This is a genomic window from Thiomicrorhabdus chilensis DSM 12352, assembly GCF_000483485.1.
GTDB classification, from domain to species: Bacteria; Pseudomonadota; Gammaproteobacteria; order Thiomicrospirales; family Thiomicrospiraceae; genus Thiomicrorhabdus; species Thiomicrorhabdus chilensis.
This window is the reverse complement of sequence record NZ_KI519609.1, coordinates 2,144,557-2,163,234: the sequence shown is the minus strand read 5'-3', so window position 1 is coordinate 2,163,234 and position 18,678 is coordinate 2,144,557. Positions and strand designations below refer to the sequence as shown.

The 18,678-nt window shown below is 50.4% G+C and carries 16 protein-coding genes; 8 read left to right on the top strand and 8 right to left on the bottom strand.

The features are described from left to right. Positions 1–36: 36 nt before the first annotated feature. Positions 37–2,379: a methyl-accepting chemotaxis protein gene (locus tag B076_RS12725; RefSeq protein ID WP_051347303.1), complete on the bottom strand. Its 2,343-nt coding sequence runs from the start codon at positions 2,377–2,379 to the stop codon at positions 37–39. 131 nt (positions 2,380–2,510) lie between these two features. On the opposite strand from B076_RS12725, the gene B076_RS0110240 reads away from it, so the two are divergent. The 3 genes from B076_RS0110240 (at position 2,511) to B076_RS0110230 (ending at position 5,631) form a co-directional block, all read left to right on the top strand. After that, the gene (locus tag B076_RS0110240; protein ID WP_028487231.1) at positions 2,511–3,101 is read left to right on the top strand and encodes a hypothetical protein; all 591 of its coding nucleotides are present in this window, start codon (positions 2,511–2,513) and stop codon (positions 3,099–3,101) included. A gap of 186 nt (positions 3,102–3,287) precedes the next feature. After that, the gene (locus B076_RS12720) at positions 3,288–4,478 is read left to right on the top strand and encodes an EAL and HDOD domain-containing protein (RefSeq protein WP_245566350.1); all 1,191 of its coding nucleotides are present in this window, start codon (positions 3,288–3,290) and stop codon (positions 4,476–4,478) included. Between the two features lie 10 nt (positions 4,479–4,488). Beyond that, on the top strand, positions 4,489–5,631 hold the full coding sequence (locus B076_RS0110230) for a histone deacetylase family protein (protein ID WP_028487230.1): 1,143 nt from the start codon (positions 4,489–4,491) through the stop codon (positions 5,629–5,631). A 37-nt stretch (positions 5,632–5,668) separates the two neighbouring features. Here B076_RS0110230 and B076_RS0110225 read toward each other — a convergent pair whose 3' ends face one another. From B076_RS0110225 to B076_RS0110215, 3 genes are all read right to left on the bottom strand, one after another. Continuing rightward, positions 5,669–6,028, bottom strand: a complete 360-nt coding sequence (locus tag B076_RS0110225) for a PilZ domain-containing protein (RefSeq protein WP_028487229.1) — start codon at positions 6,026–6,028, stop codon at positions 5,669–5,671. Beyond that, positions 6,025–6,399, bottom strand: coding sequence for a PilZ domain-containing protein (locus B076_RS0110220; RefSeq protein ID WP_157753555.1), 375 nt, complete (start codon positions 6,397–6,399; stop codon positions 6,025–6,027). The genes B076_RS0110225 and B076_RS0110220 overlap by 4 nt, the downstream gene beginning before the upstream one ends. A 95-nt stretch (positions 6,400–6,494) precedes the next feature. Further along, a complete protein-coding gene (locus B076_RS0110215; RefSeq protein WP_028487227.1) occupies positions 6,495–7,949 on the bottom strand; it encodes a protein adenylyltransferase SelO in 1,455 nt (484 codons plus the stop codon). 210 nt (positions 7,950–8,159) lie between these two features. On the opposite strand from B076_RS0110215, the gene B076_RS0110210 reads away from it, so the two are divergent. The 4 genes from B076_RS0110210 to B076_RS0110195 all read left to right on the top strand — a co-directional run bounded on the left by B076_RS0110210 (position 8,160) and on the right by B076_RS0110195 (position 12,434). Further along, on the top strand, positions 8,160–8,456 hold the full coding sequence (locus B076_RS0110210) for a heavy-metal-associated domain-containing protein (protein ID WP_211230191.1): 297 nt from the start codon (positions 8,160–8,162) through the stop codon (positions 8,454–8,456). Between the two features lie 14 nt (positions 8,457–8,470). Beyond that, on the top strand, positions 8,471–10,699 hold the full coding sequence (gene parC, locus B076_RS0110205; RefSeq protein WP_028487225.1) for a DNA topoisomerase IV subunit A: 2,229 nt from the start codon (positions 8,471–8,473) through the stop codon (positions 10,697–10,699). A gap of 131 nt (positions 10,700–10,830) precedes the next feature. Continuing rightward, positions 10,831–11,673: a motility-associated protein gene (locus B076_RS0110200; RefSeq protein ID WP_028487224.1), complete on the top strand. Its 843-nt coding sequence runs from the start codon at positions 10,831–10,833 to the stop codon at positions 11,671–11,673. Between the two features lie 59 nt (positions 11,674–11,732). Further along, positions 11,733–12,434, top strand: a complete 702-nt coding sequence (locus B076_RS0110195) for an OmpA/MotB family protein (protein WP_038150535.1) — start codon at positions 11,733–11,735, stop codon at positions 12,432–12,434. A gap of 54 nt (positions 12,435–12,488) precedes the next feature. Here B076_RS0110195 and B076_RS0110190 read toward each other — a convergent pair whose 3' ends face one another. From B076_RS0110190 to hemA, 4 genes are read right to left on the bottom strand one after another with little or no spacing between them, the layout of a single operon-like run. Next, positions 12,489–13,256: a HesA/MoeB/ThiF family protein gene (locus tag B076_RS0110190; RefSeq protein WP_028487222.1), complete on the bottom strand. Its 768-nt coding sequence runs from the start codon at positions 13,254–13,256 to the stop codon at positions 12,489–12,491. Next, positions 13,249–14,196, bottom strand: coding sequence for a peptide chain release factor N(5)-glutamine methyltransferase (gene prmC, locus B076_RS12715; RefSeq protein ID WP_051347301.1), 948 nt, complete (start codon positions 14,194–14,196; stop codon positions 13,249–13,251). Before prmC ends, B076_RS0110190 begins: the two co-directional genes overlap by 8 nt. 19 nt (positions 14,197–14,215) lie before the next feature. Next, a complete protein-coding gene (prfA, locus tag B076_RS0110180) occupies positions 14,216–15,301 on the bottom strand; it encodes a peptide chain release factor 1 (RefSeq protein ID WP_028487221.1) in 1,086 nt (361 codons plus the stop codon). Positions 15,302–15,354: 53 nt separating this feature from the next. Continuing rightward, positions 15,355–16,638, bottom strand: a complete 1,284-nt coding sequence (hemA, locus tag B076_RS0110175) for a glutamyl-tRNA reductase (RefSeq protein WP_028487220.1) — start codon at positions 16,636–16,638, stop codon at positions 15,355–15,357. Between the two features lie 226 nt (positions 16,639–16,864). Here hemA and B076_RS0110170 point away from each other — a divergent pair, with 226 nt between their 5' ends. Then, on the top strand, positions 16,865–18,643 hold the full coding sequence (locus tag B076_RS0110170; RefSeq protein ID WP_028487219.1) for a tetratricopeptide repeat protein: 1,779 nt from the start codon (positions 16,865–16,867) through the stop codon (positions 18,641–18,643). The last annotated feature ends 35 nt before the right edge of the window (positions 18,644–18,678 follow it).

The window sequence follows — 18,678 nt, the reverse complement described above, 5'->3', positions numbered from 1 at the left end:
TGCAAAATGGGCAGGCCTGTTGGTTTTGCAAGCGGACTAGAATTCGCTCCATTCCCCGGAGTCTTGAACCTGTTTTGTTTCAGGTGATTTTAGCGGTGCAATGGATCTGGCCGGCGCGGTTAAGGTTTTTGGCGCTGGCTTTGGGCTTTCAAGGCGAGCCTTGGGAATCGGATTGGCATGTTGCATGCCTGATAGTTTGAAGCGGTCGACAAATTCCGCCTGTATTCTGGCCTGTTCGCTCATATTGCCTGCTGTGGCCGAAAGTTGCTCCACCAGCGCCGCATTTTGCTGCGTCATCTGATCCAGACTTGAAATGTCCTGATTGACCTGGGACACGCCTTCAGCCTGTTCGCTGGTGGAGGTGGAGATTTCTGAAATCAAGGTTTCCACTTCCTGAATTTTAAGCACCATTTCCTTGAAAGCCTCATTGGTCTCGTTGACCAGCTGGGTGCCGTTCTCGATTTGGGTTGAGGCTGACGAGATCAGGGAGGAAATCTGTTTGGAGGACTCAGCCGATTTTTGAGCGAGACTGCGCACCTCGCCGGCTACCACGGCAAAACCACGGCCATGCTCACCGGCACGTGCGGCTTCAACCGCGGCATTCAATGCAAGCAGGTTGGTCTGGAAGGCGATGCCGTCAATCACACTGGTAATCTCGCCAATTTGTTTGCTCAGCTCGCTGATGCCGTTCATGGCGTGCATGGTGTCTTGCATCACCTTAATCCCGCTTTCCGCTTGGTTGGCCGATTCAAGGGAAAGCTGATTGGCTTTCTGGGTGCTTTCCGCGGAGCGTTGCAATGTGGTGTTGAGTTCTTCCATATTGGCGGTGGTGCGCTCGACGGAGGCGGCTTGCTGTTGTGTGCGGTCGGACAGGTCCATACTCGCATCGGCGACCTCTTTGGACATGTTGCCAATTTCCTGAGCGCCTTGTTTTACCTGTCCAAACGTTTGGTTGATGTTGGATAGCGCGCCGTTGACCGCTTCTTTCATGGACAGCAGTTCACCTTCAAATTCCCCCTGTAAGCGCTGCGTCAAATCGCCGTGACTCATTTGCGTAAGAATGTCGTTCAAGCGCTGTGTGGTATCGGCAAAACTGTTGAGTAGCTGGTTGATTGACGAAGACAGTTGTTTTTCAAATCCTTTAAGTTGTTCGGTATGGATACGGCCGCTTAATTCGCCTTTGGCTGCTTGCGAGACAATATGGGAAATCTCGTCTTCAATCGCCAATTGGCTGGTCATGCGCTTCCATTCGGCAACGGTGCCGATGCGGTTTCGCTCTTCATCAAAAATCGGGTCAATGACCAGATCAACCACCTCTTTGCCTAATTGGATGCGCGCCGTATGGGTTTGGGTCAGATTGTCCAGAAGCTGGTGCTGATGATCCGGGTTTTTGTGGAACACATCGATGCTTTGACGAATCAGTTTGTCGGCGCTGAATGCCGGTAGGTCTTGCTGAATGTCGGCTTCAATTTCCTTTAACATGGCTCTGACCGACTGGTTCATAAAAATGATGCTTCTGAAGCGGTCTGCCACCATGATATTGGATGAGGCCGAATCCAGCGCGCTTTCGATGCGTTTGGCGTTGTTGAGTGCGGCATGGACATCGTCAATGTCTGCCCCCAGCTTGATTTGCATGGATTTCAGGCGGCTGAGGGTACGGCTCATCAGACTGCTTCCCTGAGAGTGGATGTCGTTTCTGAAATTGCCTTCTGCCAGTGATGCGATGTGTCCGGATAAAGTGCTCAGGCGTCGTCCATTGAGAGTCGTGATCCAGATGATACTGGCCGTCAGAACTATTCCGGAAACTTCAAAAACGACGTCGGGAAGCAGGTTTTCAAAAAACAGTGGAAACAACAGCGAGGCCAACAGCAGCAAAGACAGGGTCATAATGATGGGGGTGAGGTCAAAATGATTGAGCAGGTTGAACTTGCTGGCCAAGGTATCGATTTCACCATTACGTAACTGCGCCTGCCCCGAAGCGATTGCTTTGTAAGCTTCTTCAGCGGCTTGCTTTTGGGTTTCACTGGCGGGGGTTCTGACCGACATGTAGCCGCTGATCTCGCCGTTTTCGAAAATGGGGGTGGCATTGGCGACCACCCAGTAATGATCGCCGTTTTTGCGGCGGTTTTTGACAATTTGTGACCACGGCTTGCCGTCTTGGATGGTTTGCCAGAAGTCCTTGAAGACGGCGGCGGGTACGTCGGGATGGCGCAGGATATTATGGGGCTGGCCAACCAGTTCGCTCCAATCGAATCCGCTGGCCTCGATAAAGGCTTCATTGGCCTCAATGATGTTTCCGTGTAAATCGGTGCGCGAAACAATAGTGGTATCGGGCTTAAGCAGGTATTCTTTTTGGGTGACGTCGATAGTGTGTTTCATGGTTAATCCAGAACGATAAAAATCGTTTGTAAAAATGTTATAAGGTATATTTATATATTATAAGTTTTTTGGTGATTGGCTTATAGGATGATTTCAAGTTTTGAAAACTTTATAGCCGGAAAATTAAGTGTATGAATGTTAAATGGAGAGGCTGGGTGTCGTTTTTTGGGAAAGTGTTTGTCTTTTTTACAGGAGCCTTGATTACTCAAGGGGTGATTGCGGCCAGTCAGCAAAAAGTGATGGGGGATTATCACCTCACCATTTATGAGGATGCCCAAGGCAGTGTGGATGGTATTGAGCTCTTTACCAAGCTGGCAGACCGGGAGGCCTTTTTTGGGGTGAGTTGTACACGTATGTCGCCCTTTCCTTTATTGCAGGTTTTGCTGTTTAATGATGAAGTGATCAGCGAGTCACCGCGTCTTCTGCAGCTTCGTTATTCATTGGAAGGTTCGACTTTGCAGTCTGACGGCTTGCAAGGGGTATTGAAGGCCACGGATAGTGTTGAGGAGCACTCCAATAAAATTCGTATCGAGTTCGGTTCTGTTGGTTTGGGTTCAATGCACGCCATGCAAGAGGCTTACGATGAATTTTTGAATAAACTGGCGGCCTCTAAAATGTTGCAGCTTGAGTTGTCTCATCGAACCTTAGGGAATTTTGAGTATGGCTTTTCGTTGAATGGCTTGGGCCCTTTGCTGGCACCTTATCGCGATATTTGCCGATGACGGCTGGTAAAAACGACAGGCCTGTTCATTTTTAGGGAATCAAGTGTTTTGTAAAACGCTAGGCAATTGATTTTAATCAGGTTTGAACAGGGTTTGATTTTATAGGTATCATAAATAAACTGATTGGCCACGGATGGCCTTTTTTTGATATTTTGGTTTAATTGTTTCTAGGATGGTTTAATTACAGTGAGTCACTCTGACATTTTTGTGGGTCGGCAACCGATTTTTGATAAAAACAGCCAGTTGGTGGCTTACGAACTCCTTTTCAGGGGAGATGCCTCTCAAAACCAGGCCAATTTCGAGTGCGGTGACACCGCCACAGAAACCGTTATCTATAATGCCATGCTGGGCATCGGATTGGATGAACTGGTGGGGCCGCATCAGGCTTATGTCAATTTCCCGGAGAATTTCTTTCACGCGGAGGTTGATCCCGCATTCAGCCCGCAATATATCGTGATTGAAGTGCTTGAGGACGTTCGTCCGACTCCAGAGGTGATTGAAGGCTTGTCTCAACTCAAGAACCTGGGCTTTCAGATTGCGCTGGATGACTTCATTTTCAAAAAAGAGTACGTGCCTTTTTTGAAATTGGCGGACGTAATCAAACTTGAAATGCACAAGGTGCCGCTGGAAAAGATTCCTTTACTGTTTTCAAAAATCAAGAAGATCACACAGGCGACCCTGCTGGCGGAAAAAGTGGAAACCCGCGAGATTTACAAGGCCTGCTTGAATTCAGGCTGTGATCTGTTTCAGGGCTATTTCTTTGCCAAGCCGGAGATTGTCGAGGGTAAAAAAGTTTCGGTCGCTAAGCTCAATCTTTTGGATTTGTTGCAGAAGATCGCTGACCCGCAGATTGCTCTGAACGAGTTGCAATTGGTGGTCGAGCGTGATGTAGGCTTGTCACATAAGTTACTCAAGATGGCTTACCAGTACAGAACTCGCTCCATGCCGGAATTCGATACCATTAAAGAAGTGATGATGCTGTTTGGCCTGAAGCGGGTGCAGTCCTGGACGACGATGCTGTCGATGGCGGCCGTCAATGACGTGGTTCCGGAGGTGTTTGTGATGGCGTTGACGCGGGCGATTTTCATGCGGGAAATCGCCCTGAAAGAACGCTTGTCTGCCGAAGAGTCGTATTATCTGGCAGGCCTGTTCTCTTTGCTGGATGTCATCATGGGACAGCCATTGGAAAAGGTGTTGAACCAGCTGCCTTTGAGTCGCAGCATTATCGACGGAATACTTGAAGAGGAGGGCGACTATGGACGCCTTCTGAATATGGCTAAAGGGTTTGAGCAGAGCAAGATGCAAAAACATCGTAGCGATTATGGAACCTTTTATTTACAAGCCTTTAATGATGCACGAAAAGTGTTTAAGGGTTGAGGAGGAAGAGATGCAGGGTCGCAGAGAGTTTATTCGACAATTGTTGGCGTTGAGTGCGGTGTCAGGAGCTTCACTGTCCATGGCCAGTTGCGGCAAACCGATTAAGCCGAGTCCAAATTCGACAGGAGTGGTACTGGATCCGTTATTTTATGAGCATACTCAAGCCGACCATCCCGAGAATGCACAACGTCTGGTGGCGATTGATGAGGAATTGCAACGTCGTGAATTATGGCAAGCTTTGACGCCGGTCAAAGCAAGATTGGCGACGTTGGAGGAACTCAACTGGGTGCATACTCAGGGCTATATTGATGAAATCGCCAGTATCAGCGAATATGGAGGCGGGTACTTTAATCCTTATTTGGGCGATACCTATCTGACGGCGGCCTCTTATGAAGCAGCCAAGATGGCGGCGGGTGGTGCAATCCAATTAAATCTAGCCGTCTATGACCGCCAAGTGGACAACGGATTTGCATTGTTGAGACCGCCTGGCCATCATGCGTTGGAAAGCAAAGCCATGGGGTTTTGTCTGTTCAATTCGGATGTGATTGCCGCTCGAGCGTTGCAACACTATCGTGGAGTCGAGCGTGTGGCGATTATCGATTTTGATGTGCATCATGGTAATGGTACTCAGGATTTGACCGAGAATGACCCGAGCATTATGGCGATCTCGATTCACCAGCACCCCTATTGGCCGATGACCGGTGCGGCCGAGCACGTTGGTGAAGGTGATGCAAAGGGTACCAATGTAAATTGTCCGTTTGGCAGTGGCGCTGGAGATATGGCTTATTTGAAGGCGTTTGAAGAGATTATTGTACCTAAGTTGCAAGCTTTCAAGCCCCAACACATCATCGCATTCGCCGGGTATGACGCACACTGGATGGATCCTCTGGCCGAACATCGCATGAGCATTGATGGTTTTAACCAGCTTGTGGCGAGGTTGAAGAATACGGCGGCGGATTTATGTGGTGGAAGGCTGAGTTTGTCTTTGGGTGGCGGCTATGAACTTGAGCCTTTGGCGCATTCGGTCGCCGGCAGTTTTGAAGTGCTGTTGGGGCGTGAGTTGACAACTGATCCGTTGGGTCCTTCTCCGCGTGCGGAAAACGATTATTCAGAGCAGCTCGCCAAACTCAAGGCGATTCATCAGGTCGGTTGATCAGAGCCGGGTCCTGGGGTTTTTGGCGCGCTATGTGTTACTTGTGTTTACCAAGTTGCTTTAGGCGTTCTTTGTAAGCGATAAAGTCTTCAATGGCGGCAATATCTTGGGCACTCGGTTGGTCAAAGACAATGCCCAGATAGATTTGGTTGCTGGCATTGTGGCGGTGCGCGACTTTTCCGACCAGTTGCATCGGTGTGAATTCTCCGAAAGCGGGAATTTCGAATTCCAGTTTCAGTTCGGTGCCTTCCCGGGCGCCTCGTTCACTCAGTACCCCGACCCCGGCAATTGAAAGGTTGACCATTTTGGCATGTGACTGACCGTTGCGTCCGATCAATAGGATGGGGCGGTCGGTCGGAACGCGGGCATTAACGCGGTTTTCGATTAGGCCGCTCATGCGGGTGTCTCGGTCTCATTTGCAGTCTGAGTCTGGCGATTAAGGAAGCTCTGAATGGCCAGCGAGTCGGGAAGGCTTAGTAGAGGGAATTCGATACCGATTAAGTGACTCTGCTCTTCTTGTGTGCAATGTTTGACGGTGCCGTTGATAACCAATTCATTTTTTGCGGAAAGCGTTTCCAGGGTGAAACGCACTGTAATCGCCTTTGTGGCTGGGATGGCAATGGGTAACTGAATGCCCAACCCTAAAATACAGAGGTTGATGAGGCGTCCCTTGATTTCCTGGTTTTCATAAAGCACCTCAATGGGAATGTGGGTTGTCACCCGCTCCCTTTGACGTTGTACGTTCAATTTGTTTTGTGCGTTTTTCATAATCATGGGTGCCGTTTTGAATTGATCCTATTTTAACCAAATCTAGCTTAAAAGCGTAATATAGTGACGTTCTTTTCTGTAACGCGCCCGTTAAATCAGGACGAGCAACTTAAAATGAGGCCTTTCTGGTTTTCGCTTTGTGGAGGCTCATAGTAACGTGCAGGCACGCCTGACACCTTTTCAAAAGGCGAGCCAAGCGCCTGGAAAACGCGATCCATTAAATCGAAGTCGCCTTGTTCGGCCGCAGCGATCACCTCTTGGTTGATGTAGTTACGCAATACAAATAAAGGGGTGTGCTGGCGAATACGTTGCGAACACCCTTCAGGAAACAGTTCAAGTTGGCGGCGAATGAAATAGCGTTTTAACCAGGCCTGCCAGTTATTGGAATCCATTGGCCATCCTGCATTTAGACAGGCCTGTTCATTTTCAAAGTCGGCCAGTTGCAGAAAGAAATGCTGAAAATCGAGTTGTGATTGATCCATCAGTATCAATAGGTCGGCAACCAGCTCACGGTCTTCCGGGAGGGGTTCCTGCAAACCGATTTTGGCCCGCATCCGTTGCAGGTATTCGTGGTTGTAGGTTTCCACATAGGTATTCAGCGCCGCCTCTTGTTGCTGTTCCGAAACCAGCAAACCAAATGCCTGGGCGAGTAGCTGGCAGTTCCATAAACCAATGTTGGGTTGCTGGCTATAGGCATAACGCCCCTCGGTGTCGGAGTGGTTGCAGATGAAGTGGATTTCAAAATCGTCCATAAAAGCGTAAGGGCCAAAGTCAAAGGTCTCTCCGGCGACGGACATGTTGTCCGAGTTCAAGACGCCGTGGCAGAACCCCACGGCTTGCCAGCCGGCGATCATCACCGCGGTGTTGTGAGCAATGGTGTTGAGCAGTTCGGCATAGCGATCGGCGGCATCGATGGCTTTTAAATGCGGGTAGACCGTTTCAATGACATAGTCGGCCAAAAGTTGCATTCCGGCTTTGTCCTCGATTTGCGCCAGCCATTCAAAATGGCCGAAACGCACATGGGTCTTGGCAATGCGGATGTAACTGGCACGCGGTTCCATTGTCTCCCGGCGCACCGCCTCGAGATTGTGGCAAATGGCCAGGCTGCGAGTGCTGTTTATGCCAAGCGCATGGAGGGCTTCGCCCCCCAGGTGTTCCCGAATCGCGGATCGCAATACCGCACGTCCGTCGCCCCGTCGCGAGTAGGGGGTTTGACCGCAGCCTTTAAGGTGAAAATCCCAGGGTTGTTGATTTGAGTCCCGCCATTGTCCTAGCAGTACGCCACGGCCATCGCCCAGGTCTGGATTGTAATAGCCAAACTGATGACCGGTGTATTTTTGGGCGATGGGCCGACAGCCCGCCGGGAATCCGTTGCCGGATACCATGTCGAGTAGTTCGGATGCAGAAAGTGCCAGTTGCAGGTCATCATGCAAGGTGCGGTTATGATGCACGAGTTTCGGTTCGTGTAGCGCTTCAGGCGTTATCTCGCTGAAGAAATGTCTGGATAGCTGGCAGTATAAATTGGTAAATTCGGTTTGGCTGGGATTCATGAAATGACTATGGATTGAGTAAAACGTTATTTCTATTGTAGCCTTTTATAGGTCAATAACCTAGTAAATAAGTAGGTTAATAAAAAGCTTCTGCTCTGTTTGGGTGCTGAAAAGTGATTCTGATGCTCGAACAGCTTTTATAAAGTGTGGTAGATTATCGGTTTAGGTTGAATCCAATCAAACAATGGCCAGTTTGCCGAGGGTGGCGTCATGACAATTGAAATAGCCGTAGAAAACATCAAATGTGGAGGATGTGCCAACAGCATCCGCAATCAGCTGTTAAAACTGGAGGGCGTCGAGCAAGTCGAGGTGGATATTGAACGGGGGGCGGTGAGTCTAGAGCCCGTCCAATCGGCTTCAATTGAACCCTTGCGTGAACAGGCTGCAGCGTCTTTGTTGGCCTTGGGGTATCCTCAAGTGGGAAGTGTCGAAGGATTGCGGGCGACGGGTGCAAAAGCCAAGTCATTTGTCTCCTGCGCGGTTGGTAAAATAACGGATAAGCACTGAATCGGGAGTGAAGCGTGTCGCAACAAGTGATTAACTACGAAGGCATTGAGCAGCTGCCAGTTGCCGCTTTTACAGAAAAAGCCTATTTAGATTATGCGATGTATGTCATTTTGGATCGTGCCTTGCCACACATCGGCGATGGTTTGAAACCGGTGCAACGCCGCATTATCTATGCCATGTCGGAACTTGGTTTAAAGGCCAGCGCCAAATACAAAAAGTCGGCACGAACCGTCGGGGACGTGTTGGGTAAATTTCATCCGCACGGCGACAGTGCCTGCTATGAAGCCATGGTGCTGATGGCGCAAGATTTCTCTTTTCGTTACCCTCTGGTCGATGGCCAAGGCAACTGGGGGTCGATGGATGACCCCAAATCGTTTGCCGCCATGCGTTATACCGAATCCCGCTTGTCGCGTTTCAGTCAGCTGCTGTTAGAGGAGGTAGGTCAAGGCACCGTAGAGTGGACGCCTAATTTTGACGGTACCATGGACGAGCCATTGGTTTTGCCGGCACGAGTTCCGCATGTGTTGCTTAACGGCACATCGGGCATCGCGGTAGGTATGGCCACCGACATTCCGCCGCATAATCTGCGTGAGGTCATTAACGGTTGTGTCGCTTTGCTGGATAACCCTAAACTGACTACGGCCGAATTGGTCGAACACATTCCGGCCCCCGACTACCCGAACCGGGCGCAAGTCATCACGCCGCCGGAAGAGTTGTTGAAACTCTACGAAACCGGTCATGGCGCAATTCGTCAGCGTGCCAGTTATCATGTTGAAGAGGGCGTCAATGTGGTGGTTGACGCTCTGCCGTTTCAGGTGTCCGGTTCCAAGCTACTTGAGCAGATTGCCGCGCAGATGCGTGCCAAGAAATTGCCGATGGTGGTCGATTTACGCGATGAGTCGGATCATGAGAACCCGGTTCGTTTTGTACTGGAGTTACGTTCCAAACGCGTCGATGTGGAAACTGCGATGCTGCATCTGTTCGCCACCACCGATTTGGAGAAGAGTTACCGGGCCAACTTCAATATGATCGGTTTGAACGGTCGTCCACAGGTTAAGAATCTTAAGGCCCTCTTGTCAGAATGGCTGACCTACCGCACGGAGACAGTACGCCGTCGTTTGCAGTACCGTCTGGACAAGGTGTTGGCGCGCCTGCATATTCTTGAGGGGATGTTGGTTGCATTTCTGAACATCGACGAAGTCATTGCCATCATTCGCGAAGAGGACAAACCCAAGCCGGTTTTGATGGAGCGTTTCGGCCTAAGCGATTTACAGGCCGAATCGGTTCTTGAGCTGAAATTAAGACACTTGGCCCGTTTGGAAGAGATGAAAATCCGCACGGAACAAGCCGAGCTGGAAGCGGAAAGACAAAAACTGGAGAAGATTCTGGGCAGTGCGGCACGTTTGAAGACTTTGGTTAAGAAAGAGCTGTTGGCCGATGCGGAAACCTATGGTGATGAGCGTAAGTCACCATTGGTCTCCGGGCGTTCGGCTCAGGCGATGAGTGAACAGGATTTGCTGCCCTCCGAAGCGGTGACGGTGGTCTTGTCTGAAAATGGCTGGGTGCGGGCGGCCAAAGGGCACGATGTTGATGGTCAGTCATTGAGTTACAAGTCGGGGGATGCGTTTTGCAGTCAGGCCATCGGGCAGAGCCGACAGAATGCCGTCTTTATTGACGATACCGGACGAGCTTATGCATTGGCCGCGCACAGTCTGCCTTCCGCGCGTAGTCATGGTGAACCATTGACCGGGCGTTTGAATCCTCCCGCCGGAGCCAATTTCAAGCACGTGCTTTTGGGGCAAGCCGATGAGCAGCTCATCTTGGCTTCTTCTGCAGGGTTTGGCTTTGTAACTTCGTTAGAATCGCTCTATTCCAAAAACAAGTCCGGTAAAACGATTTTAAGCCTGCCGGATAAGGCCAAGGTGTTGACCCCGGCACTGCTAAAGGCGGATGACTGGATTGTGGTAGTCTCGGATGAGCCGAGAATGCTGGTGTTCAAGTCCGAAGAACTGCCGGTTTTGGCGAAAGGCAAAGGCAATAAGTTGATTCAGATGCCAAAAGGGCATCAAGTCAATGCCGTGTTCGCTTTCCAGCAAGGTAGTAAATTGTCGCTGGTGGCGGGCAAGTATGAAAAGGTGTTCGGCCCCACCGCCATCGAAGAGGCGTTCGCCAGCAGGGCCAAACGCGGTATACCCTTGCCACGAACCTTGAAGCAGGTAACGAGCATTCAAATTTTGTCATGACTGGTCGGAATTGTCTAACTGGTATGGGTTTTGCTTTTTTGCATAGCATTGAATCAAATGGTTTGATTGAGACGGTTTTTCGACAGTTGTGATCGTGTCTTGAACTCTAAATTATTAAAAAGTGATGTGTTATGTTAGCAAAACCCATTGGAATCATCATTGTGTTGGCGAGTATGCTCGGGGGCTTTGTCCTCATGGGCGGGAATCTCGGAGCACTTTGGCACCCATCCGAACTTGTGGTTATTTTAGGTATTTCTCTGGGGGCGTTTTTGGCCTCCACACCGGTTTATATCTGGACACGTACATTCGCATATCTGGGGCGTTTCTTTGCCGGTGAAAGGGTCAATAAGCAACTGTATGGTGAGACACTTGAACTGCTTGAAGAGTTGGCCCGCCTGTCACGTTCATCAGGGATGCTGGCGTTGGAAAAGCATATCGTCAATCCCGAAAACAGCCCGATTTTCATGCACTATTCCAGAGTGCTGAATCATAAGGTGCTCAAAAAATTCATCGTCGATAACTTCAGCTATCTGTTACTGAATCCGCCGGCCAGTTTGAATTTTCAGCATCATTTGGAAAACCAGATCGACGACATTTATCAGTCGATGATGGAGGTACCCAAAGCGGCCGGTAAGGTGGCCGACTGGCTGCCCGGCTTCGGTATTGTCGCCGCCGTTTTGGGGGTCATTATCACCATGGAGATGCTGGGCGGTGAAATGGATGTGGCGAAAATTGGTACGGCAATTGGTGCCGCTTTGGTCGGAACCTTAACCGGTGTCTTTATGGCTTTCGCCGTGGTAGCGCCTTTTGTGCATGCGGTTGAGGTCATGATTCGCCAGGATCGTTCGCTGTTTGAGATGGCAGCCGCGTTTATGGAAGCTTACGCCAGCGGTGTTTCACCTAACTTGGCGGTGGAGATTGGGCGTCAACGGGTTCCGCCTGAATTTGAAGTGCCGCGAGACGAGGTTGATTAAGGGATTATGAAACGTTTTGATTGTTTTGCCAGTGTTGTTATCAATATGAGAGGTTGCTGATGTCTCGGCGTGGTGGACATGACGAGGGTGGTGCTCACGGAGGTTCCTGGAAGATCGCTTTAGCCGATTTGATGACGGTTCTGATGGTGTTTTTCCTGGTAATGTGGCTATTGGCGGTGGTCGATCCCAAGGAGCGCAAAATTTTCGCGGAAAGTTTGACGGGGCAATATGAAGAGCCTATTGCTGTGGTCGAGTCTTCTGCTAAGCAGGACGGCAGTGAATTGAATCCGCTGGACTTAAAGCCACCTGCCACCGAAGCGGAAATTCGGGAGACGCTTAAAAGTGTCAATCCGCGCGATATTGATATCGAGGACGGGCCGGATTTCACCAAAATCACCCTGCGTTCGGACAGTTTTTTTGAGAGTGGGCGCGCCACGGTCAGCGACAAAACCCGTGAACAGCTTGAACAACTGGGCGAAAGTCTGGCGGGGCGTGGTCAAAAAATGGTGATTTCCGGCTTTACTGATGATTTGCCGATCAGTAATTTCCAGTTCCCTTCCAACTGGGAGCTTTCAGCGGCCAGAGCGGCAACCGTAGCTCGTACCTTCATTTATATGGGGGTGGATAAGAATCTTTTGACGATTGAAGGCAAAGCCGATAACGAGGCGGTGGTTCCCAACGATTCCGCTTACAGCCGTTCCATGAATCGTCGCGTTGTCATTAAGATCGATAAACGCCCGCAGTCACAACAACAGCCTTAATCTGGCAGAGCGTTACTGTTGACTGTCGGGACTTGCCCCCGTTTTTATTTTTGGTTAGACATTTCCGCAGTGCGGACAGTTTTCATCTTTTTTCAGATTGAGTGTGCGAATCTGCATGCTGTAGGCGTCGACAATCATCAGTTTTCCGGTCAAGGTCGGTAGATTAAGCAACGCCTTAATCGCCTCTATGGCTTGCATGCTACCAATCATGCCAACCACCGGCGAGAGCACGCCATTCTGGCTACAGGTCAATTCCACCCCATCTTCTTCTTTGTACAGACATTGATAACACGGGCTGTCCGCTTTGCGGAAATCATAACTGCTGAGCTGGCCTTCCCAGCGGATGGCGGCACCTGAAATCAAAGGTTTTTTGGCTCGGTAACAGCTGCGGTTCAAGGCGAAACGCGAGGCGAAATTGTCGGTACAATCCAAAACCACATCGGCGCTTTCAATCAGGCCTGTGAGTTGCGTTTCATTCAGTTTTTGCTGCACGGTCTCAATCTCGATATGATGGTTCAGCGCCTGCAGGTTTTGTTGCGCGGAGAGCACCTTGGGTTGGCCGATATTGTTTTCCCTGTGGACGATCTGACGTTGCAGGTTGGAGTCGTCCACTTCGTCAAAATCCACCAAGGTCAGTTTGCCAATTCCGGCGGAGGCGAGATAAAGCGAAGCGGGTGAACCCAGACCTCCTAAACCAAAAATCACCGCATGCGATTGGGATAGGGTCAGTTGACCGTCATAATCAATTTCCGGCAACAGGATCTGGCGGCTGTAACGTGACAGTTCCGCATCGTTGAGTTCGGTCTTTGGGCTTTTAGACATGGGGTTTATCCCTCTCGTTTTGTGTTTTGGAGGTTTCGTTTAAAGCGCGTATCTGTCCCAGGGTGATGCGATCATTGCCCGCATAATCCTGTCTGCTGCAAACATTCACATAACCATAGGAATTGAATAGAGCCTGAACTGCACTGGCCTGATTATAACCGTGTTCCACAATGAGCCAGCCGCCGGCTGTTAAAAACGGGCAGGCCTGTTGAATAATGGTTTTCAGATCGTTTAAGCCGTCTTTTCCGGACGTGAGTGCGCTTAGGGGCTCAAAACGAACGTCTCCATGCTGTAGATGTTCGTCTTCATCCTCAATGTAAGGCGGATTGGAAACAATCAAGTCATAGACTGCCGATTCTGAAAGTCCGGAAAACCAACTGCTTGGCTTGAAATCGATCTCCAGCTCCAGGGTCTGCGCATTATATTGCGCCACTTGCAGGGCGGCCGGGCTCAGATCCACGGCGGTGACCTGACAATCCGGGCGTTCGTGTTTGAGTGCAAGCGCTATGGCGCCACTGCCGGTGCCCAAATCCAGTATGCGACAGGTCTGGTTGTGCGGTTTTGGACAGGCCTGCCCAGTTTCAAATGAAAAAGTGAAATCCTTTGCAGGCAGTTTCTCCAGCGCGGTTTCGACTAAAATCTCAGTATCAGGACGTGGAATTAAGGTGTCAGGAGTGACCTTGAGGTTCAGTCCCCAAAATTCGCGTTGGCCAATCAGGTGGGCAATGGGGTGGCCTTGCAGACGTTGTTTCAGAAGCGCTTCAAAGCAGGTTTGCTGTTTCGGCTGCAAGATTTTTTCCGGCCAGGTGAACAGATAGGTTCGGTTTTTTCCCAGACAGTGGCACAGCAGCAGTTCGGCATCCAGTTTGGGGCTGTCGCTTACTTGTTGGCTTTGAAGCCGTTGACTGGCCGATTGCAGTGTTTGGGCAATGCTGTTCACGTCTTGCTCCCGGAAAGGGTTATTCTGCGCTCAGGGCCGCCAGCTGTTCAGCCTGGTATTCATTGATCAGCGGTTCAATGACCTGTTCCATGCCGCCAGCCATGATTTCGTCCAGTTTATACAAAGTCAGGTTGATGCGGTGGTCAGTCACGCGACCTTGTGGATAGTTGTAGGTGCGGATGCGTTCGGAACGGTCGCCGCTGCCGACCAGGCTTTTACGTTCCTGGGCGATCTCTTTTTCGTGCACCTGGCGTTTCGCGTCCATGATGCGAGAGGCCAGAAGTGACATGGCGCGAGCACGGTTCTTGTGCTGGGAACGTTCGTCCTGACATTCCACCACCGTGCCGGTCGGCAAGTGAGTGATGCGAATCGCGGAGTCGGTTTTGTTGACGTGCTGCCCGCCCGCACCTGAAGCACGGAAAGTGTCGACTTTCAAGTCAGCCGGGTTCAACTCCACTTCTTCGACATCCGGCGCTTCCGGCATGATGACAACCGTGGCCGCTGAGGTATGCACCCGCCCCTGGGTTTCGGTTGAGGGAACGCGCTGGACACGATGCGCACCGGATTCGAACTTGAGTCTTGAGTAGGCGCCGTCGCCGATGATGCGGGCAATAATTTCCTTGTAACCGCCGTGTTCGCCTTCCTGGGAGTTGATGACTTCGACCTGCCAGCGCATCTTTTCCGCATAACGGCTGTACATGCGAAACAGGTCGCCTGCAAAGATCGCGGCTTCATCACCGCCGGTTCCGGCTCGGATTTCCAGGAAGATATTAGCGTCATCATTGGGGTCTCGCGGTAGCAGCATCTTCTGCAAATCCTGTTCAAATCCGCTGATCTGAACTTCCAGTCCGGGCAGTTCTTCCTGTCCCATCTCTTTCAAGTCGGGGTCGCCGGATTTGATCATCTCCTTGGCTTCCTGAAGGTCGCCTTCCGCGCTTTCAAACGCGGTAAAGGTTTCCACCACCGGGGTCAGTTGGGCGTGCTCTTTGGTCAAGGCTCTGAATTTGTTTTGGTCGCCGATGACCTCCGGATCGGAGATCAGGGCGTTGACCTCATCCAGGCGTTCTACCAGGTTTTGCAGTTTGGTTCTAATGGAGTCTTTCACAAGGTGGTCTCAATCATGTTAGATGACGTACGCGACGTCGGAGTTTCAAGGGGCTATTTGGGTGTTTTTGGGGGCGTTTGAGTGTCGCCAATCAACAGGGTTTTGGCGGTTTCAATCAAGGCGCTCTGGCCGTCTAGGCCAGCTTGATGAAGCTGTTTGGTCGGTGTGTGCAGCAGTTTATTGGTGAGTTGGTTTGCCAGTTTCTTAACCACTTCTTCCGCATCGGCTCCCAGTTCCAGCTGATGCAAGGCCTGTTCCATCGCTTGTTGTTTGATGTTCATGGACTCTTGGCGATATTGCTGGATGACCGGATTGACCTGCTGAATGGCATTGATTTGCGCCATGAAGCTCTGGGCTTGAAGGTCGATGATTTCCTGCGCTTCCAGTGCCGCCGTCTGTCTGGACTGTTTATTGTCTTCGATGATTTCATGCAAGTCATCAACGGTGTAGAGGTAGACATCTTCAAGCTGTTCAATGCTGGATTCGATGTCGCGCGGTACCGCGATGTCGACCATGAACATGGGACGGTTCTTGCGCTTTTTCAAAGCCGGTTCAACCTGTGCTTTCTTAAGAATCGCGCTTGGGCTGCCGGTAGAACCAATAACAATGTCGGCTTCGTGCAGATGGTCGGGAATTTCGTCCAGTTCAATCGCATAACCCCCCACCAGTTCGGCCAGGTTGTGGGCGCGTTCCAGGGTGCGGTTGGCGATAATCAGTTTACCGATATGACTCTCTTTAAGGTGACGGGCCACCAATTCAATGGTCTCTCCAGCCCCCAGCAGCAGGGCGGTCTGTTCGGATAAATCGCCAAAGAATTGTTTGGAGAGGGTGACGGCGGAAAAGGCCACGGAAACCGGGCTGGAGCCGATGGCGGTGTCGGTTCTAACTTGTTTGACGGTGCGGAAAATGTGTTGAAACAGGTTCTCTAAGGTGTGGTGAATGCTACCGGTCTTGTGTGCCAGGTTGTAGGCGTCCTTGATCTGGCCGAAAATCTGGGGCTCTCCAAGCACCAGCGAGTTCAGTCCGCTGGCCACCTGCATGATGTGTTTGACCGCTTCCAATGATTGGTGGCGATACAGGAACGGCGTTAGGGTGCTGTCCGGAAGTTTGAAAAACTGGTGGAGCCATTCTAGAATCAGCTGTTCACAGTTGTCGGCTTTGAGGGTGCAGTAAATTTCGGTTCGGTTGCAGGTAGATAAAATGATACACTCTGAGACTAAATGCAGATTCTTGAGTTCGGTCATGGCCGATTGAGCCTGGTCTGGTGAGAACGAAACGGTTTCACGGATATCGACCGGCGCGGTCTCGTGATTAACGCCAAATGTGAGTAGCTTCATAATCGAGTGAAATACCGTATCAAAAAAGTTCCAGAGTGAATTGCAACCAAAGAGGCGTAATTCTGCTAAATTATGGGCTTAATTGCAAGTTTTTTAAGGGAATTGGCCTGTTGCACACACAAGATTTAGCCTTTACAAGGCTGTAAAGATTGACGCGCATTTTTTTAAGATCTGCGCATAGGAAAAAACAAAGATGGTTTTAAATGCTTTTAAGGCACCGTGTTGGATGAAATTTAATGTATGCAAATGGGCGGCTTTTACGGCCTTGCTGACTTTAGGTGCCTGCGCCTCGGTAGAGTCCTCCAAGCAGTCGGCGGTGATGTCGTCTGAAGATTCAGTCCCTCAGGTTTCAGATCAGGTTGCGTCCGGTAAGAAGTTGGTGCTGGAGGATGTGAATGCAACTTACCTGTATCAGGTTCTGGCGGCTGAGGTCATGGCTGAAAAAGGCATGATGGTGGATGCGTTTGAAATCATATATCCGTTGGCGCTTAAAACCCGTGATGTCGGTTTGGCCAAGCGTGCGTTTGAGCTTTCCATGGGAACTTATGATGAGTCCAATATTGACCGTGCTACTCAATTGTGGCTTGAAGTGGAGCCTGATGAACCGACCCCGTGGCGTGCCGCCTATCTGATGTCTTTGCGTTCCGGTGACTTGGATTCGGCGATAGAGCAGTGGCAACGCTATCGATCTAATTCACCCAATAGTCTGCAACAGGATGTGCTGGCCGCCGTGCAACGCGTCGGGCGCAGTGCCAAGCCTGATATGGCATTGGCTTTTTTCGATTATCTGGTAAAGGCTAATCCGGACGTTTGGCAAGCCTTTTATGGCGGTGGCTTTCTGGCAGCCCGTTTTGAAGCCTATGATCGTTCGGTGGATTTGTTGAAAAAATCCTTGCTGATCATGTCCAAAGAAGATTTGGCTGAGAACGAATCGCAAATTTATCAGTTGCTTTCCAAAGTCTATTTGCAGTTTGCATCAGCGGACAAAGGCCTGGAGGGCTTAAAAGATTATCTTGAACGCAATCCGAGTGACTGGTTGGTGCAGGAGAGGATGGCTCGCCTTGAAGTTAAGGCAGATCGCTTTACCCAGGCCGAGAATCGTTACCTGTCCATTTTAAAGGCCAACCCTAGTGCCACGACTTCTCGTTTGTCGTTGGCGCTTTTGCAGATTGAGTTGCAGAAGTTTCCCCAAGCGCAAGCCAATTTGGAACAAGTTGCGACACGTCCGGGTTATGAGTCTGTAGGTCATTACTATTTAGGTGTGCTCAGTCAGGAGCAAGGGGAATTGAATCGAGCGCTCTCCTTTTTCGAGAAAGTTGAATTGCAACCTTATGTGGTGGATGCCATGTTGCACCGATCGGAAATACTGTTTGCCACACAGGGAGAGCAACCAGCAATGGCTGTATTGAATCAGGTTGAGGCAGAAACGGTCGCCGATAAGGTCAAGGTCTTGCGGGCCAAGGCGATTTTTTATCGCGCCGTGCAGAAATGGGATGAGTCGATTGCCATGTACGATCAGGCCATCGCTTTGGATAAAGAAAACGTGGATCTTCTGCTGGCCCAGTCCATTTTGCTGTATGACACCCAGCGGTTTGAGGATTACGTCGATAACTTAAAACGGGTGTTGGTGCTGCAGCCGAACGATGTCGATGCCTTGAATGCCTTGGGCTATTATTATGCGGAACACGCGATTGAGTTGGATGAAGCTGAAGTTTTGTTGAAACGAGCTTTAGAATTGGCTCCTCAGAGTTATTATGTATTGGACAGCATAGGCTGGCTGGCCTACCAGCAAAAGAACTACCTGCAGGCCGAGGCCTATTTGAAAAAGGCCTTGGCGATCAAGGTCGATGAAGAGGTTCTGATTCACTTGGTGGCCACTCAATGGCAGCTGGGTAAAACAGAGAAGGCCAGGCAGTTGTGGGCGAAATATCAACAGCAGTATTTAAATAATCAGCGATATCAACAGCTTATTCATAATTTGCAGGCGGGTAGGACGATTCGTTGAGTGTTTTGTTCTTTGCAGCGATGAATTATGTATGG

Excerpts from the sequence above, each read along its gene's own strand:
- B076_RS12725 (WP_051347303.1), bottom strand. The coding sequence starts at position 2,379 with ATGAAACACACTATCGACGTCACCCAAAAAGAATACCTGCTTAAGCCC.
- B076_RS0110240 (WP_028487231.1), top strand. The coding sequence starts at position 2,511 with ATGAATGTTAAATGGAGAGGCTGGGTGTCGTTTTTTGGGAAAGTGTTT.
- B076_RS0110230 (WP_028487230.1), top strand. The coding sequence starts at position 4,489 with ATGCAGGGTCGCAGAGAGTTTATTCGACAATTGTTGGCGTTGAGTGCG.
- B076_RS0110225 (WP_028487229.1), bottom strand. The coding sequence starts at position 6,028 with ATGAGCGGCCTAATCGAAAACCGCGTTAATGCCCGCGTTCCGACCGAC.
- B076_RS0110220 (WP_157753555.1), bottom strand. The coding sequence starts at position 6,399 with ATGAAAAACGCACAAAACAAATTGAACGTACAACGTCAAAGGGAGCGG.
- B076_RS0110215 (WP_028487227.1), bottom strand. The coding sequence starts at position 7,949 with ATGAATCCCAGCCAAACCGAATTTACCAATTTATACTGCCAGCTATCC.
- B076_RS0110210 (WP_211230191.1), top strand. The coding sequence starts at position 8,160 with ATGACAATTGAAATAGCCGTAGAAAACATCAAATGTGGAGGATGTGCC.
- B076_RS0110200 (WP_028487224.1), top strand. The coding sequence starts at position 10,831 with ATGTTAGCAAAACCCATTGGAATCATCATTGTGTTGGCGAGTATGCTC.
- B076_RS0110195 (WP_038150535.1), top strand. The coding sequence starts at position 11,733 with ATGTCTCGGCGTGGTGGACATGACGAGGGTGGTGCTCACGGAGGTTCC.
- B076_RS0110190 (WP_028487222.1), bottom strand. The coding sequence starts at position 13,256 with ATGTCTAAAAGCCCAAAGACCGAACTCAACGATGCGGAACTGTCACGT.
- hemA (WP_028487220.1), bottom strand. The coding sequence starts at position 16,638 with ATGAAGCTACTCACATTTGGCGTTAATCACGAGACCGCGCCGGTCGAT.
- B076_RS0110170 (WP_028487219.1), top strand. The coding sequence starts at position 16,865 with ATGAAATTTAATGTATGCAAATGGGCGGCTTTTACGGCCTTGCTGACT.